The organism is uncultured Roseobacter sp., from assembly GCF_947493125.1.
GTDB lineage: Bacteria > Pseudomonadota > Alphaproteobacteria > Rhodobacterales > Rhodobacteraceae > Roseobacter.
This window is the reverse complement of sequence record NZ_CANLQB010000006.1, coordinates 326,721-342,923: the sequence shown is the minus strand read 5'-3', so window position 1 is coordinate 342,923 and position 16,203 is coordinate 326,721. Positions and strand designations below refer to the sequence as shown.

At 63.5% G+C, this 16,203-nt stretch carries 16 protein-coding genes; 7 read left to right on the top strand and 9 right to left on the bottom strand.

The annotated features are described in order from the left end of the window. Positions 1–4: 4 nt before the first annotated feature. The 5 genes from Q1A71_RS15280 to Q1A71_RS15260 form a co-directional block, all read right to left on the bottom strand. Positions 5–1,012: a Gfo/Idh/MocA family oxidoreductase gene (locus tag Q1A71_RS15280; protein WP_299677950.1), complete on the bottom strand. Its 1,008-nt coding sequence runs from the start codon at positions 1,010–1,012 to the stop codon at positions 5–7. After that, positions 1,009–2,520 carry an altronate dehydratase family protein gene (locus Q1A71_RS15275; protein WP_299677947.1) on the bottom strand — a complete coding sequence of 504 codons (1,512 nt, stop codon included), beginning with the start codon at positions 2,518–2,520 and terminating at the stop codon, positions 1,009–1,011. The genes Q1A71_RS15280 and Q1A71_RS15275 overlap by 4 nt, the downstream gene beginning before the upstream one ends. Positions 2,521–2,642: 122 nt before the next feature. Continuing rightward, positions 2,643–4,268, bottom strand: a complete 1,626-nt coding sequence (locus Q1A71_RS15270) for a TRAP transporter large permease subunit (protein ID WP_299677943.1) — start codon at positions 4,266–4,268, stop codon at positions 2,643–2,645. Next, positions 4,268–5,167 carry a TRAP transporter small permease gene (locus Q1A71_RS15265; RefSeq protein WP_299677940.1) on the bottom strand — a complete coding sequence of 300 codons (900 nt, stop codon included), beginning with the start codon at positions 5,165–5,167 and terminating at the stop codon, positions 4,268–4,270. The genes Q1A71_RS15270 and Q1A71_RS15265 overlap by 1 nt, the downstream gene beginning before the upstream one ends. Positions 5,168–5,256: 89 nt before the next feature. Then, the gene (locus Q1A71_RS15260; protein ID WP_299677937.1) at positions 5,257–6,279 is read right to left on the bottom strand and encodes a TRAP transporter substrate-binding protein; all 1,023 of its coding nucleotides are present in this window, start codon (positions 6,277–6,279) and stop codon (positions 5,257–5,259) included. 190 nt (positions 6,280–6,469) lie between these two features. On the opposite strand from Q1A71_RS15260, the gene Q1A71_RS15255 reads away from it, so the two are divergent. Then, positions 6,470–7,159: a GntR family transcriptional regulator gene (locus Q1A71_RS15255; RefSeq protein WP_299677934.1), complete on the top strand. Its 690-nt coding sequence runs from the start codon at positions 6,470–6,472 to the stop codon at positions 7,157–7,159. Here the strand turns inward: Q1A71_RS15255 and denD are convergent. Continuing rightward, positions 7,123–8,106, bottom strand: coding sequence for a D-erythronate dehydrogenase (denD, locus tag Q1A71_RS15250; RefSeq protein WP_299677931.1), 984 nt, complete (start codon positions 8,104–8,106; stop codon positions 7,123–7,125). The two genes, Q1A71_RS15255 and denD, sit on opposite strands and share 37 nt — an antisense overlap. After that, a complete protein-coding gene (locus Q1A71_RS15245) occupies positions 8,103–8,990 on the bottom strand; it encodes an NAD(P)-dependent oxidoreductase (protein ID WP_299677928.1) in 888 nt (295 codons plus the stop codon). Before Q1A71_RS15245 ends, denD begins: the two co-directional genes overlap by 4 nt. A 198-nt stretch (positions 8,991–9,188) precedes the next feature. Between Q1A71_RS15245 and Q1A71_RS15240 the strand changes: the two genes are divergently transcribed. The 6 genes from Q1A71_RS15240 to Q1A71_RS15215 are packed head-to-tail and all read left to right on the top strand — an operon-like array spanning position 9,189 to position 14,905. Beyond that, positions 9,189–9,950 (top strand): SDR family oxidoreductase, encoded by a 762-nt coding sequence (locus tag Q1A71_RS15240; protein WP_299677925.1) that lies wholly within the window; start codon positions 9,189–9,191, stop codon positions 9,948–9,950. Positions 9,951–10,006: 56 nt separating this feature from the next. Next, complete coding sequence (locus Q1A71_RS15235; protein ID WP_299678115.1) at positions 10,007–11,758, top strand: IlvD/Edd family dehydratase; 1,752 nt, start codon at positions 10,007–10,009, stop codon at positions 11,756–11,758. Continuing rightward, positions 11,745–11,996, top strand: coding sequence for a DUF6552 family protein (locus Q1A71_RS15230; protein WP_299677922.1), 252 nt, complete (start codon positions 11,745–11,747; stop codon positions 11,994–11,996). The genes Q1A71_RS15235 and Q1A71_RS15230 overlap by 14 nt, the downstream gene beginning before the upstream one ends. Positions 11,997–12,006: 10 nt before the next feature. Then, positions 12,007–12,855 carry a fumarylacetoacetate hydrolase family protein gene (locus tag Q1A71_RS15225; RefSeq protein ID WP_299677919.1) on the top strand — a complete coding sequence of 283 codons (849 nt, stop codon included), beginning with the start codon at positions 12,007–12,009 and terminating at the stop codon, positions 12,853–12,855. Continuing rightward, the gene (locus Q1A71_RS15220) at positions 12,856–13,806 is read left to right on the top strand and encodes a 2-hydroxyacid dehydrogenase (protein ID WP_299677916.1); all 951 of its coding nucleotides are present in this window, start codon (positions 12,856–12,858) and stop codon (positions 13,804–13,806) included. Between the two features lie 4 nt (positions 13,807–13,810). After that, positions 13,811–14,905, top strand: a complete 1,095-nt coding sequence (locus Q1A71_RS15215) for a mandelate racemase/muconate lactonizing enzyme family protein (RefSeq protein WP_299677913.1) — start codon at positions 13,811–13,813, stop codon at positions 14,903–14,905. An 83-nt stretch (positions 14,906–14,988) separates the two neighbouring features. On the opposite strand, the gene Q1A71_RS15210 is transcribed toward Q1A71_RS15215, so the two are convergent. Continuing rightward, positions 14,989–15,648, bottom strand: coding sequence for a ChrR family anti-sigma-E factor (locus tag Q1A71_RS15210; protein ID WP_299677910.1), 660 nt, complete (start codon positions 15,646–15,648; stop codon positions 14,989–14,991). 5 nt (positions 15,649–15,653) lie between these two features. Then, entirely contained in the window at positions 15,654–16,157 is a 504-nt protein-coding gene (locus Q1A71_RS15205) for a sigma-70 family RNA polymerase sigma factor (protein WP_299678112.1), read from the bottom strand. Positions 16,158–16,203: the final 46 nt, after the last annotated feature.

Here is a 16,203-nt window from a genome sequence, read left to right as displayed (position 1 = left end):
TGGGTCAGGGGTGCGCGGGCTCAGGCGCGGGGGCCTGCTGGCGCAGTTGGTCTTCGATCTGAAGGGCGATGTCGAGCGTCCGGGTGGCATCCGCCACGTCGATCAGGGGCGCGGCGCCTTGGGTCACCTCGAGGAAGTGGTCGAGCTGGGCGTCGAGCGGCGGTTTGGCGTTTTCGGCGCGGGTGCAGGGCACCTGCTCGGCGGGGCGGGACCAGTCCTGCCCGGACCAGAGCGTCATCGAGGGGAAGCTGATTGCCCCTTTGGTGCCGGTGATCCAGAGCATGTCCTGCCGGGTGGTGCCGATGTTGGGGTTTTCGCCCGTGCCCGCCTCGAACCCCCAGGGAGAGGGCGCGGTGTCGGCGAAGGCGATGGTGCCTGTGGCGCCGCTCTCGAAGGCGAGGGCGACGGCGCCGCTTTCGACGCGGGCCTGTCCGCGCAGGCGGCGTCCCCGGAGTGCGGAGACGGCGGCGATGTCACCGAGGACGAAGCGCAGCAGGTCGATATCATGCACGAGGTTGATGAGCACCGGGCTGCCGTGGGCGCTGCGCCAGTTCCCGTCGAAATAGGCGTCGGGTTTGCGCATGGCCCAGATCAGGGTGGCGGTGACGGGCTGGCCGATGGCGCCGTTCGCGACGAGGGATTTCATTTGCTGGACGGGCGCGTGGTAGCGGCGGTGGTGGCCGACGAGGGAGGGAACCTTTGCCGTCTGGATGGCCTTTTGCAAGACGCGGGCCTGGGCGAGGTCTTCGGTAACGGGTTTTTCGATGAGCATGGGCCAGCCGCGTTTGGCGGCATAGGCCCCATGTTTGCTGTGCAGATGCGTGGGGGTCGCGAGGATCACGCCATCGACCGGGGCCGGCACCTCGGCCATATCGGCAAAGCGGGGATAATCCGTGATGATTTCGGGGTTGGGGTCTACCAGCCCGACAAGCGTGCACGCGGGGTGCGCGGCGACGGCCTGCAGATGGCGGATGCCGATCAGCCCGCCGCCGACGACGAGGATGCGGCTCACATCACCGCCCCGATTTGCCAGGGGACGAACTCGTAATCCCCGAGGCCCTGGGCTTCGGATTTCGTGGCTTCGCCGGAGGCCACGCGCAGGAAGGTTTGGTAGATCTCGCGGCCTTTTTCTTCGACTGCCGTGCCCTCGGTCAGGATGGTGCCTGCGTCGATGTCCATGTCTTCCGCCATGCGCTTGGCCATGGCGGAGTTGGTGGCCACCTTGATGGTGGGCGCGGGTTTGGAGCCGAAGGCGGAGCCGCGGCCGGTGGTGAAGCAGACAAGGTTGCAGCCGCCGGCGATCTGGCCGGTGACGGAGGCCGGGTCATAGCCGGGGCTGTCCATGAAGGTGAAGCCGCGCGCCGTGACCGGTTCGGCGTATTTGTAGACGCCCATGAGCGGCGAGGTGCCGCCCTTGGCCGCGGCCCCCAGCGATTTTTCGAGGATGGTGGTGAGCCCGCCCGCCTTGTTGCCGGGGCTTGGGTTGTTGTCCATCGAGCCGCGGTTGCGGGCGGTGTAGTCCTCCCACCATTTGATGAGGCTCACGAGCTTGTCGCCGGTGGCTTGGTCCGCCGCGCGGCGGGTGAGCAGGTGCTCGGCGCCGTAGATCTCGGGCGTTTCGGCCAGAACACCTGTGCCGCCTTGGGCGGCGAGCAGGTCGCAGGCGTATCCCAGGGCCGGGTTCGCGGTGATGCCGGACCAGGCGTCGGAGCCGCCGCATTGCAGGGCCACTTTTAGTTCGGAGGCGGGGCATGGGCTACGCGTCGCCTCATTGGCAATGGGCAGCATCGCTTCGATCTTCTGAATGCCGAGTTGAATCGTCTTGCGCAGACCGGCGACGTTCTGGATGTTCATCACCTGGAAGGTGGGGTCTTGTTTCAGCCCATAGGCGTCGAGCATCCAGTCGATCTGGTTCATCTCGCACCCGAGGCCCACCATGAGCACGGCGGCGTGGTTGGGGTGGCGGGCGTAGCCCCACATGACCCGCTGGAGCGCCTCGAAGCCGTCGCCTGAATCGGCCATGCCGCAGCCGGTGCCATGTACGAAGGCCACGACGCCGTCGACGTTGGGGTATTGGCTGAGGACGTCGGGTGTGAAATGCGCCGCGATCATGCGCGCGGCGGTGGCGGAGCAGTTCACGGAGGTGACGATGGCCACGTAGTTGCGGGTGCCGACCTGGCCGTTTGCACGGGCATAGCCCTGGAAGGTGTCGCGTTCGTCCTCGGGCACCGGGGTCACGGGGCGCAGATCGGTGGAGAACTCATAGTCCGCGTCCGTGTTGCGGAATGCGACGTTCTGGGTGTGCACATGGGCGCCGGGGGCGATGTCTTCGGCGGCGTAGCCGATGACTTGCGCGTATTTGCGGATGGCGGCGCCCTTGGGGATCGCCTGCGTGGCGATCTTGTGACCGGAGGGGATCAGGCTTTGGGTTGTGGCGTCCTCGACCGCCACACCGGCTTCGAGCGCGCGGGTGGCGGTGACGACGTTGTCGGCGGGATCAAGGCGGATGATGTCAGGCATGTCCGGGACGGTGGCACAGGGTTGGGGTGGTCACAAGGGTTGGGCGATGGCGGGCGGGATGTGCGGTCGGATTTGAGTATTTTTGGAAGGGTGAAGGGGGCGGGGTGTTGGACCCGCCCCGGTTACGGGAGCAGCAGCGAGACGATGGGCGGCCAGATCAGCAGTACCGAGAGGGCGCAGAGCTGGATGCCGATGAAAGGCAGGAAGCCTTTGAAGATGTCGGTCAGGCTGATGTGCGGCGGGGCCACGGATTTGAGGTAGAAGGCGGCGGGGCCGAAGGGGGGCGAGAGGAAGCTGACCTGCATGTTCATACAGAACACAACGCCGAACCAGATCGCCACATGGCGCGGGTTCAATTCGCCGAAGAGGCCGATTTCCTCGATGGGTAGCCGCTGCACGATGGGCAGGAAGACCGGGATGATCAGCAGCACGATGCCGACCCAGTCCATGAAGGCGCCCATGAAGAGCAGGATCAGCATCATCATCAGGATGATGCCCATGGTGGGCAGCTCGGAGCCAACGATGAAGTCGGCCACATAGGTGGGCCCGCCCGCGATGGTATAGGCGCCCGCGAGGGCCGTGGCGCCGATGGTGACCCAGATGATCGTGCCGGTGGATTTCAGCGTGCGCATCAGGCTGTCCCAGACCAGCTCGAACGAGGCTTCACCCCGAAAGATCGCGATGATCAGGACGGCCAGCGCGCCCATGCCCGCGGCCTCGGTGATCCCGGTGATGCCGCCGTAGATCGAGCCCATGACGACGCCGATCACCACGATGGGGGCCACCAGCCCCTTGCCCAGTTTCCAGCCGAGCGCCGTGCGGGCGCGGCCCAGCACGCCGAACATCATGACAAAGGCAAAGACCACCATACCGCCGAACCACGGCAGCCAGTCGGCGGTACCATAGGCGAAGGCATCGCCGGTGTTGCCGGCGTTCTGACCGCTGAGCTCGAAGAACAGCGCGCGCAGGAAGAGCACGGTGGCGAAGCCTGCGAGCAGCACGCAGAGGAAGGCGCCGAAGAGCTTGGCTTTCTCCCACCCGTATGGCTCGCCCTCGATGGGTTCGGGCAGCGGCGCGTCTTCGGGGCGCAGCTGGGTGCGGATGATGATGTAGATGATGATGAAGCTGGCCAGCATGAAGCCGGGCAGGAAGGAGGCGGTGAAGAGCGCCTTGATCGAGGTCTCGGTGATCAGCCCGTAGATGATGAGGACAATGGAGGGCGGGATCATCGTGCCGAGGGAGCCGGAGGCGCAGATGGTGCCGATGGCGAGGTTCTGGTTGTAACCGAGGCGCAGCATCTGCGGCAGGGCGATGAGGCCGAGGAGAACGACTTCGCCGCCGATGATGCCGGACATGGCCGCCATGATCACCGCCATGATGGAGGTCACGATGGCAATGCCGCCGCGGGTGCGGTTGAGCCAGACGTTCAGCGAGGAATACATGTCCTTGGCGATGCCGGAGCGTTCCAGCAGTGCGGCCATGAAGATGAAGAGCGGAATGGATATGAGGACATAGTCCGTTAAGAGCCCGTATATTCGCTGCGCGAGAATGTTGAGCGGGCCGGAACCCGGCCGCCCGGTGAGGACGCCGTCGCCGAAGGTCCAGGGTGCGGTGAGCAGCTGTGGCTCGAACTTCATCACCAGCACACCCACGGCGAGGATGGCAGAGGCAAAGCCCAGCGGCATGCCGATGGCGAGCAGCAGGATCAGGCCCAGCATGAGGACCAGTGAGATCGTTCCGATATCCATCAGCGAAGATCCTTGGACTGGATGCTGCCGCGCGTCACATCCATCCCTGCGGTGCCGTCGCTGCCGACGGCGGCTTTGAGCTTCTCCAACTCGTCCTGGTCGATGTCGTCTGCGGCAGTGTGGATGACAGGCTCGGCGTTCCAGTCGGAGATGAGGTTGATGATCGCCTGCACCGCGACGAGCGCCACGACGATCAGCACCATGGGTTTGAGCGTGGCGGGGATGGGCGGGTCGAAGACGGTGCCGAAGGTCTCCCAGCGGTAGAACTTGTCGAAGGCCTCGCCATAGCCGCCGTAGAAGAGGAAGAAGGCGAAGATCACGATCATCGCAGTCGAGATGCAGTCGCAGGTGCGTTGCAGCGCGCGGGGCAGCATGTCGTAGAGCAGGAAAATGCGGATGTGGCTGCGCTGTTGCATGGCGTAAAGCCCGGCGCAGAGGAACACGAAGCCCGCAAGCCAGAGCGACAGCTCGTTGGCCCAGAGGGTGGGGCGCTCAAAGACGTAACGCAGGATGACCTCGTAGATCATCACGCTGCAGAGCACCACGACCAGCATCATGGTGACCCGCCCGATGAAGACGGCGAGACGGTCAATGGCGCGCCAGCTTTCGAACTCCATCGGCGCGCGGCGTACGGTGCGCATGCCGATCCAGGCCAGGATCGGGATCAGGATCAGCGCCAGCCAGTCCCCGGCATCGGCATAGCCGCCGAAGAGGCCGGTCATGTTGGGTGTGATATCCGCGCGGGCGAAGAGCGCGGAGAGCTTGTCATATTGCGAGGGGTCTTCGGGCCTGGCCCAGGTCAGGGTGAAGGCCGGCATGTGCCAGGTGACCCAGCCTGCGCAAAAGATGAAGGCCAGCGGCACCAGCCATTCGATCAGGCTTCCGGATTTTTCCTGCATGATGTCTCCCCACGGGGCCGTTTTCGGTGCCCCGGCCCGGGACAAAAAAGACCCCGCCCGGTGTGGGCGGGGTCGAGGGTGTGGTCAGCTTACTGCTTGAGACCCAGCTGATCGAGGTAGGCGAGGTGCGAGTCCACCAGCGCCTTGGCTTCGGGCGTGTCGGCGAACTCGGCCCAGGCCGACTGTGCCGCGGCGCGGAACTTGTTCAGCTCCTCTGTCGACCACTGCGACAGGGTCACGCCCTGCTCGCGCAGCTGTGCGGCGGCTTCGGCGTTCTTCTTCTCGAAGGTCAGGGCCGTGCGCAGCGCCAGCGCTTCCATCGCCACCTTCATGATCTTCTGGTGATGCGCGGGCATCGCGTCGAAGACAGCCTTGTTGCAGGCCAGGTGATCGGACGGCATCGAATGGAAGCCGGGGAAGTTGGCGTGCTTGACGATGTCATAGAGACCCAGGCCCACATTGTTGGCGAGGCCGGAGGCGTCGGCGCCGTCGATGATGCCGGTTTCAAGGGCCGTGAAGATCTCGGTGAAGTCCATCACGATGGGCGAGGCGCCCAGCTTTTCGAAGATGATGGTCTGCATGCCGGGGGGGGAGCGGAACTTCCAGTCCTTGAAGTCTTCCACCGATGCGATGGGTTTCGAGGAGGCAAAGCTCTCCTGGCCGTAGACCCACCAGCCGATCAGCTCCATGCCGTATTTGTTATAGAGCGGGGCCGCGGCTTCCTTGCCGCCACCGAAATAGAGCCAGCTGAGCTGTTGGTAGGGCGTGTCGTAGCCGCCCATGATGTCGCCCACAAACTGGAACGCGGAGTTCTTGCCGGTCTGATAGCCGCCGCCGGTCATGTCGCAGTCGAGAATGCCGGTGGAGGCCGCGTCAAACGTCTCCACGGATTTCACGACGGAGGAGGAGTAGAACATCTCCACCTCGATTTCGCCGTTCGACATGTCCTGAATGTCCTGCATGTATTGCGCGGCGAGTTTGCCGGAGACGGTTTCAGGGGCGTAGTGTGTTTGGATGCGCAGCTTGGTGGTCTCTGCCGACGCGGTGAACGCAGTCGACGCAGCCAGCGCTGCCACGGCGGCAGCGGTCGCCGCCTTCTTGATGAGTGTCATGTTGTCCTCCCAGACGTTGAGCGCACATTTTCGTCGGGGCGTTTCGGCCCGGTCTGTCTTACGCTATCGAAACGTTAGGCTGAGGGGTGCATGGCAAGCAAGAAAATATTTTATTTTTCCCGAATTTCGATATTTTCTTTGATTTTCGAAATTTTGCGCGTAACGCTGAGGTTGTACTGGGAGGGTTCACATGGCTGCGCAGGATGCCGATATCTTCGACGATATGCGCCACCGGCTGATCACCGGCGAGTTCGGATATGGTACCAAACTGCGCGCCGAAAAGCTACGCCATGATTACAATTGTTCGGCCAGCACGGTGCGCGAGGTGCTGTTTCGGCTCTCCACCGTGGGCCTTGTCGAGTTTCAGGAGCAACGCGGATTTCGGGCGCCAGTTCAATCGGTTGAGCGCCAGCATGAGCTGACGCATATGCGGATTTTGCTGGAAACGGAGGGCGCGTGCCTGTCGATCCGCATGGGCGGTGTGGAGTGGGAATCGCGGCTGACCGCTGCCCACCATAAGTTGTCTCACATTGAAACGCGGGTGCGCTCATCAGGCGATCTGATTCCCCTGCTGGGGTTGTGGAGCCGGGCGGAACAGGAGTTTCACGAGACGCTGATCGATGCCTGCGGGTCGGGGCTCCTGATGCGTACGCACGCGGTAATTTACGAACAATTCCGCCAGCAACTCGTCTCGGCGGAGACGAATTACGGGTATTTTCCCGAGAATATTCGCGAGCATCAGGCGATTCTGGACGCCGCTTTGCAGCGCAATGAAGACCTGATGCGGGTCTGCGTGAACGACCATCTGGCGCGCAACCTGACACGTCCGATGCCGCGCAAGGCTCAGCCCGAAGCCCTGGGCAAATCCTCCGCCATATAGGTTTCGACGATCTCATCGAAACTGCTTTCGGCTTTGAACCCAAGGGCTGTGGCGCGGGCCGGGTCGAAGTTGCGGGGCCAGCCGGCGACGATTTTCATGATCGCCTCATCGGGCTGGGGTTTGATCAGATCGACGGCCTTTTGTCCCGCGGCCCGGCGCAGGGCCTCGATCTGTTCGGCCACGGTGCAGCTGAGCCCCGGCAGGCTGAGGGCGCGGCGACCCTCGAGCCGGGCGGTGTCGAGCGTGGCGGCGTGGGTCAGGAACCCGGCGGCGGATTTGGGCGAGGCGTGCCAGTGGCGCACGGTATCGGGCACCGGCAGCACCGCCTCCTGCCCGTTCAGCGGTTCGCGGATGATGCCGGAGAAGAAGGATGAGGCCGCGAGGTTCGGCTTGCCCGGGCGCACGCAGATCGTCGGCAGGCGCAGAGACATCCCGTCCATGAAGCCCTTGCGGCTGAAATCCTGCAACATGAGCTCGGAGATCGCCTTCTGCGCACCATAGCTGGTTTGTGGGGAGCAGAGGAATTCGTCGCCGATCTTGTCCGGGTAGGGTGCGCCGAAGACGGCGATGGAGGAGGTGAAGATCACCCGCGGCACGTATGTCCCGCCCGAGGCGTCGTGCTCGGCCCGCAAGGCTTCGAGCAGATGCCACATGGCCATCATATTGGTGGCCCAGCCCTTGTTGAAATCGGTTTCGCATTCGCCCGAGACGATGGCGGCGAGGTGATAGATCAGATCGGGGCGCAACGCGGCGAGCTGGGTGATCTTCGCGGGATCGGTCAGATTGCCGGTGATCTGCGCGGGGCCGTCGGGGCAGGTGGGTGGAAAGCCGATGTCGAAGAGCGTGATGTCGAGCGTGTCGTGCCCGGGTAGCCCTTCTGCCAGTAGTTTTGCCAGCAGTTTCTGGCCAACCATACCGCCGCCGCCGATGATGAGAATATGTGTCATGTGAGCAGCCCGTTGCGTGCTTTCAGTTCGAGATAGAGGCCCGAGTGGTCCTTTTCGCCCCCGTCCATCGCGTCGATGAAGTGCTGGAAGCGGTCGCGGACGCTTTCGGTGGCGGGCAGGGTGAGGTCGTGGCTGGCGGCCTCCTCCAGCGTGTTGTTGAGGTCCTTGACCTGGAATTTGGTGAGGCCGCCGGGCTCAAAGTTGCCCTCCGTCATACGCTCCCCATGCTGTTGCAGGATCACGCTGTCGGCAAACCCGCCTTTGAGGGCTGCACGCACGGCTGCCGGGTCGGCGCCGCCCTGTTCGGCCAGCAGCATCGCTTCGGCCACGGCGCTGATGGTGACGGCGACGATGGTCTGGTTCGCGAGCTTGGAGAGTTGCCCGGCACCGGAAGGGCCGACGTGGACCGGGCGTCCCATGGCCTCGAAGACCTCGCGTGCGGCCTCAAAGGTCTCCGTCTTGCCGCCGACCATGATGGCGAGGCTGCCTGCCTCGGCGCCTTTGGTGCCGCCCGAGACCGGCGCGTCGAGGTGGCCGAAGTGCAGGCTCTCCAGCAGCTTTGCCTGGGCGCGGGCGTGTTCGGGCTTGGCGCTCGACATGTCGATCCAGATCGCACCGGGCCCGAGCGCCCTGGCGGCGAGGGCCTCTTCGATCATGGCGCCGGAGGCAAACCCGTCGGACAGCATGGTGATGACGAACTCGGCGCCCTTGATGGCGCTCATCGCGTCGGCGGCGACGGTCGCGCCGTCCTTGGCCAGCGGTTCGGCGCGGGCAAGCGTGCGGTTCCAGACCGTCAGAGCGTGCCCGGCCTTGAGCAGATTGCGGCTCATGGGGACGCCCATCAGCCCGGTTCCGATCAGCGTGATGTGTCGCGATGTGGTCATGGTGCTGGATGTCCCCCCTCGATCCGTTTTCCAAAGCAGTAGCCAAAGTGGCGCTGTTGTCATACGCTAACGAAAACCAGCCATTGGACCAGCCCGTCCGGTGGTTTTTTGATGAAGACGGCAAGATTTGTGTTGCGACCAAGGGGGAGGCCCCCGGTTTGGAGAGCCGGTCGCAGGCACATCGGGGGAGAGAATATCATGACAGGGCAACGGCTTGAGGGTAAGCGCGCGTTGGTGACAGCGGCCGGGCAGGGCATCGGGCGGGCCAGTGCCCTGGCGATGGCCGCAGAGGGTGCGCAGGTCTTCGCAACCGACATCAACATGGATGCGCTTTCCACGATTCGGGATGCGAATCACGAAAATATCGAAATTTTCGAACTTGATGCGCGTAGTGATGAGAGTGTCTCCGCCGGGGTGGCGCAGGCGAAACCAGACGTTCTGTTCAACTGCGCGGGCTTTGTGCATCATGGGACCGTGCTGGATGCCAAGGACGACGAGTGGGACTTTGCCTTCGATTTGAACGTACGCTCGATGCTGCGCACGATCCGCGCCGCACTTCCGGGGATGCTGGAGCGCGGGGCTGGGTCGATCATCAACATGTCGTCGGCCTGTTCCAGCGTGATCGGCGCGCCGAACCGCTTTATCTATGGCACGACGAAGGCGGCGGTGATCGGGCTGACGAAATCGGTGGCGGTGGATTACGTGTCGAAAGGCATCCGCTGCAATGCGATCTGCCCCGGCACGGTGGAGAGCCCAAGCTGGCATGACCGGGTCGACGCGCTTGGGCAGCAGCTCGGCAGCAAGGACAAGGCGATGGAGCAATTCGTGTCGCGTCAGCCCATGGGCCGGGTGGCCACGGCGGAGGAGATCGCGGCGCTTGTGGTATACCTCGCCAGCGACGAGAGCGCATTCACAACGGGGCATCCCCATATCATTGACGGAGGCTGGTCAGGACAGTGACAGAGTCTGGAACAAAGAAAATCGGCATCGAAGATCTGCGGTCGCGCAAGTGGTTCATGAACCCGGACAATCCGGAGATGACCGCGCTCTATCTGGAGCGTTATCTGAACTACGGGCTGACGCGGGAAGAGCTGCAATCGGGTAAGCCGATCATCGGGATCGCGCAGACGGGCAGTGACCTCAGCCCCTGCAACCGGCATCATCTGGAGCTGACCAAGCGGGTGCGCGACGGGATCATCGCGGCAGGTGGCACCTGTATCGAGGTGCCGGTGCATCCGATCCAGGAGACGGGCAAGCGGCCCACGGCGATGCTGGACCGGAACCTCGCGTATCTGAGCCTCGTCGAGACGCTGTTTGGCTATCCGCTCGACGGGGTGGTGCTGAACATCGGCTGTGACAAGACCACGCCTGCGCTGCTGATGGCGGCGGCGACGGTGAATATTCCGGCGATTGCGCTTAGCGTGGGGCCGATGCTGAACGGCTGGTTCCGGGGCGAGCGCACGGGCTCGGGCACCATCGTCTGGAAGGCGCGCGAGATGCATGCCGCGGGCGAGATCGACGATGAGGGGTTCATGGAGCTTGTGGCCTCCTCGGCGCCCTCGGTTGGGTATTGCAACACCATGGGAACGGCCACGACAATGAATTCGCTGGCCGAGGCTTTGGGCATGCAGCTGCCGGGGTCCGCGGCGATCCCCGCGCCTTACCGTGAGCGCGGGCAGATCAGCTATGAGACTGGGCGACGGATTGTGGATATGGTCTGGGAGGACCTGCGACCGTCTGAGATCATGACGCGGGAGGCGTTCGAGAATGCCATCGTGATCAACTCGGCCATCGGCGGCTCGACCAATGCGCCCATTCACCTGAACGGAATTGCGCGGCATCTCGGCGTGCCGCTCGATAACAATGACTGGCAGAGCATCGGGCATGACGTGCCGCTGCTCGTGAACCTTCAGCCCGCGGGGGAGTACCTCGGTGAGGACTATCAGCACGCCGGTGGGGTGCCTGCGGTCGTGGGTGAGTTGATCGCCGAGGGGTTGCTGCCGCATCCGGATGTGATCACCGCCAATGGCAAGACCATGGCGGAGAACTGCGGGCATCTGCGCAGCGAGGATACCAAGGTGATCAAGCCGGTTTCCGAACCGCTGAAGGACCAGGCCGGGTTCATCAACCTGACCGGCAATCTCTTTGACAGCGCGATCATGAAGACCAGCGTGATCAGTGCCAATTTCCGCGCCAGGTATCTGTCGAACCCGGATGACATGAACGCCTTTGAAGGCCGTGCGGTTGTGTTTGACGGGCCGGAGGATTTTCATCATCGGATCGATGACCCGAGCGAGAACATTGACGAGGATTGCATCCTCTTCATGCGCGGTGCAGGGCCCAAGGGGTATCCCGGGGGCGCAGAGGTCGTGAACATGCGCCCGCCGTCTTACCTGCTGAAGAAGGGGGTCGAAGCGCTGCCGTGCGTGGGGGACGGGCGGCAGTCCGGCACCTCCGGGTCTCCGTCCATCCTGAACGCCTCGCCCGAGGCGGCGGCGGGCGGGGGGCTGGCCTTGCTCAAGACCGGCGACCGGGTGCGGATCGATCTGAACAAATGCACGGCGGACATGCTGGTGCCGATGGAGGACCTGGCCGAGCGGGCGCGCATCTTCGAGGCGCAGGGCGGCTATGACGCGCCCGAAAGCCAGTCGCCCTGGCAGGCGCTGTTCCGCGAGAAGGTGGGCCGCTTCGATCAGGGCATGATCCTTCAGGATGCGGACCAGTACCAGGACATCTCACGCAAAGGGCTGCCCCGTGACAATCACTGATCCGCAGGGTCCCGGAACGTGGAAACCTGTCGATATCGTCAAATGGATCGCGACCGTGATCCAGCTCATCGGCTATGCGCTGACCGGCATGGGCGTGACGCCCTGGAACATCTGGGCCTTTTTTGCCGGGATCATTCTTTGGTTTGCCGTGGGTGCGATGTGGAAGGACAAGGCCATCATGGTGGTCCATGTAGGCGCCTTCCTGTCGCTGCTGATCGGCTATTTGAACGCCTCATAGGGAGAAGAACATGAAGCTAGTACGCTACGGCGCGCCGGGCGCCGAGAAACCTGGACTGTTGGATGGGGATGGCACGCTGCGTGATCTGTCCGCACATGTTGATGATATCGCGGGTGAGGTGCTGTCGGATGCGGGGCTGGAGACGCTGCGGGCAATTGATCCGGCGAGCCTGCCTGTCGTGGACGGCGATCCGCGCATCGGGGCCTGCGTCGGCAACATCGGCAAATTTCTTTGCATTGGGCTGAACTATTCCGACCACGCCGCCGAGACGGGCGCGGATATCCCCGAGCACCCGATCCTCTTCTTCAAGGCGAACTCCGCCGTCGTGGGTCCGAATGATGACGTCAGCATGCCGCGCGGATCGACCCATACGGATTGGGAGGTCGAGCTGGGCGTGGTGATCGGCACCACGGCGAAATACGTCAGCAAGGAAAACGCGCTGGACCATGTGGCGGGGTACTGCGTGGTCAATGACGTGAGCGAGCGGCATTTCCAGACACAGCTGACCGGACAATGGACCAAGGGCAAATCCTGCGACACCTTCGGGCCGACAGGTCCCTGGCTGGTGACGCGGGACGAGGTACCGGACCCGCAGGCGCTCGCCATGAGCCTCGATGTAAACGGCAAGCGGATGCAGACAGGCAATACCTCGACCATGATCTTTACGGTGGCGGAAATCATCGAACACCTGTCGTCGCTGATGACGCTGCACCCAGGCGACGTGATCACCACCGGGACGCCGCCCGGTGTGGGCATGGGGATCAAGCCGGAGCCGGTGTACCTGAAGAAAGGCGATGTGATGGAATTGACCATCGAAGGGCTGGGGCACCAGCGGCAGACCGTGACGGAGGATGCGTAAATGGCGGAGTTGTTTTTGATCGGTGGCGCCACCGATGTGATGCTGGAGCGGTTGAACGCCGCCTTCACCGTGCACAAGGCGAAGGACATGGACGACCCGCAGGCGTGGCTGGCCGAGCACGGGGAGAAGATCACCCATGTGGCGACCAACGGTCATGACGGGGTGAAGCCAGAGTATATGGCGGCGATGCCGAACCTGAAGGCGATCAGCTGTTACGGCGTGGGCTATGACGCCATCGACGTGCAGGCGGCCAAGGCCAAGGGCGTTGTGGTGACGCACACGCCGAATGTGCTGAATGCCGAGGTGGCGACGACGGCGGTGCTGTTGATGCTGGCGTGTTATCGGGAACTCTTGCGCGATGATGCCTACGTGCGGTCAGGGCGCTGGGAGGCGGAGGGCAACTCCGCGCTGACGCGGTCGGCGGACAACCAGACCGTGGGCATTCTGGGGCTCGGCCGGATCGGTCAGGCGATTGCCGACAAGCTTGCACCCTGGGGCACAACGATTGTCTACCATTCGCGCAGCCCGAAGGATGTGGACTACACCTATTACGGCGATCTGACCGAGATGGCGAAGGATGTGGATACGCTCATTTGCATCACGCCTGGCGGGCCGTCCACGAACAAGATCGTGAATGCCGAGGTGATGAATGCGCTTGGGCCGCAAGGCACGCTGATCAACGTGAGCCGCGGCTCGGTTGTCGATGAGGCGGCGATGATCGCAGCGCTGCAAGAGGGGCGGCTGGGTTGGGCGGGTCTCGATGTCTTCGAGGCGGAGCCGCACGTGCCGGAAGCGCTGCGCAAGCTCGACAATGTGGTGTTGCTGCCGCATGTGGGCTCGGCCACCCATGAGACGCGGGCGGCCATGGGGGCGCTGACGGTGGACAACCTGCTGCAGCATTTGAAGGACGGAACGGTGATCTCTGCCGTGCCGGAATGCGCGGATATGTGAGCCGGTGACCCGGATTGCGCGCGTTATTGCCCGGCTCTTCAACGTGCCGCTGGATGAGGTGCTCGTGGATGCCAAACATGGCAGCCACAGCCACTTTCACCTGATCACTGCGACCGTCACGCTGGAGGACGGGCGCGAGGGCACGGGGTACACCTACAATGGCGGACGCGGCGGGCATGCGACCGCCGCGATGATCACCTATGATCTGGCGCCGTTTCTGGTGGGTCGCGACGCGGAGGATGTCGAGGCGCTCTACGAGGCGATGCAATGGCATATGCACTACGTCGGGCGCGGCGGCATCCTGAGTTTCGCGATCTCGGCGGTGGATATCGCGCTCTGGGATCTGCGCGGGCAGGCCTCGGGCCAGCCGCTGTGGCAGATGGCGGGTGGGGCTGGCAAGACCTGCAAGGCTTATGGCGGCGGGATCGATCTGGCCTATCCGCTGCCGAAGCTTCTGACCCATGTGCAGGGTTACCTCGATGCGGGGCTGAACGGCGTGAAGATCAAGATCGGACAGCCGACGGAAGCCGAGGATGTGGCGCGCATCCGCGCGGTGCGCCAGCAGATCGGGCCGGATGCCGCCTTCATGATCGACGCGAACTATTCCATGACGGTGCCGCAGGCCATTTCGCTTGCCAATGCAGTGAAGGACCAGAACATCCTGTGGTTCGAGGAGCCCATCATCCCGGATGACTACGCAGGCTATGCGAAGATCACTCAGGCCACGGGCATGGCTGTGGCGCAGGGCGAGAACCTGCACACGATCCATGAATTCGAGATGGCGCTGGACCAGGGTGATCTGGGGTTCATCCAGCCCGATGCCTCGAACTGCGGCGGGATCACCGGCTGGCTGCAAGCCTCGGAACTGGCGCGGCAGGCGGGTGTCCCGGTCTGCAGTCACGGGATGCAGGAGCTGCACGTGAGCCTTGTCTCAGCACAGGCGCACGCAGGCTGGATCGAGGTGCACAGCTTCCCGATTGACCGCTATACCACGCGGCCCCTCGTGATCGAAAACCACCGTGCCGTGGCGCCCGACGCGCCGGGCACGGGCGTTGTATTCGACTGGCCGCGACTAATACCCTTCGAGGTCGCTTCATAGCGCTCGTGCAAACATCCACTTCAATTGCAGCTTCACCCTTCCGAAAATACTCAATCCAGTGGTTGGCCACTGGCACCTAAGGCTCAGATCCGCAGGAACCGCTGTGCAATTTTCGGGATCAGACGGTCGAACTGCAGCGGCGCATCGGCCACCGCGAGGCAGATGCAATCCTCGTGGATGTCCGCCACTGGCGTGTGATGCATGTCGCTGTCTGCGATCTCCACATCCCCGCGGGCAAAGTAATCATCCTCGTCCTGAAAGGCGCCTTTCAGCACCATGGTCATCTCTGTTCCGTGGTGGCCGTGATCCGGCATCGCCGTGCCCGCCGGAATGAACAGCAACCGGGCGGAGGCCTCCTTCGAGGTCGGCAGGATCGCCTGTTTCACACCCATGCCCACCGGCTTCCAGCGGATGGTGTCGAGATCACCGCCCACATAGTCACGCAGCGGCTTCGGCAGCACCGAGCAGGCTGTCTCGTTGGTTTCCGCCGCATCGACGGGGCCCCCTGCGATCAGCGCCAAAGTGGCTTCGAGACTGTCGGGGCGCAAGGCAACCGCAGCGTCGTCTGCCATCGCCTCCAGCACCTCGCCGCCCAGAGCATCGAAGCTTTCGGCCTGCGCGCGGCAGGTGTCGCACAGCGACAGATGCGAGGCGACCATCAGGTTGAACGCCTCCGGCAAGGACCCGGCGGCATAGGCCATGAGAATGGCGTCATTCAGGTGGTATTTGATCTCGTTACTCATGTCATTCACTTCATTGTGTGGCGCAGGCGATCCAGCGCCAGCCGTATTCTCGATTTGATCGTGCCCAGGGGCAGACCGGTTTCCTTGGCGATTTCGCTGTGGGTCAGATCCCCGAAATACGCCTTTTCAATCAGCTCCCGCTGCGCGTCCGGCAGTTGTGCCAGAGCCGCACCGAGCGCCTCGGTTTCCTGTTGCAGGCTCAGGATATCTGCCTGATCCGGTTCTTCTTCGGGACCCCATCCGAGGTCCTCTGGTTCTGGCCTGCGCTGGCGGCGCAGGATGTCGATCTTGCGGTTCCGCGCGATCGTGAAGATCCACGTGGCGACCGAGGCCCGCGTCGGGTCAAACTGATGCGCCTTGTTCCAGAGCGCGGCCATCACATCCTGCGCACACTCCTCGGCGAGCGACGCATCGGCGCCGGATTTCATCAAGAACCCCTTCACGCGCGGCGCGAAGTGGTCAAACAGTTCGGCAAACGCCTGCGTATCTTTGTTGTCGCGGATGCGCATCACATGCTCCACCCACAGCAGCCTTGAAGGTACGGTCTTACCACTC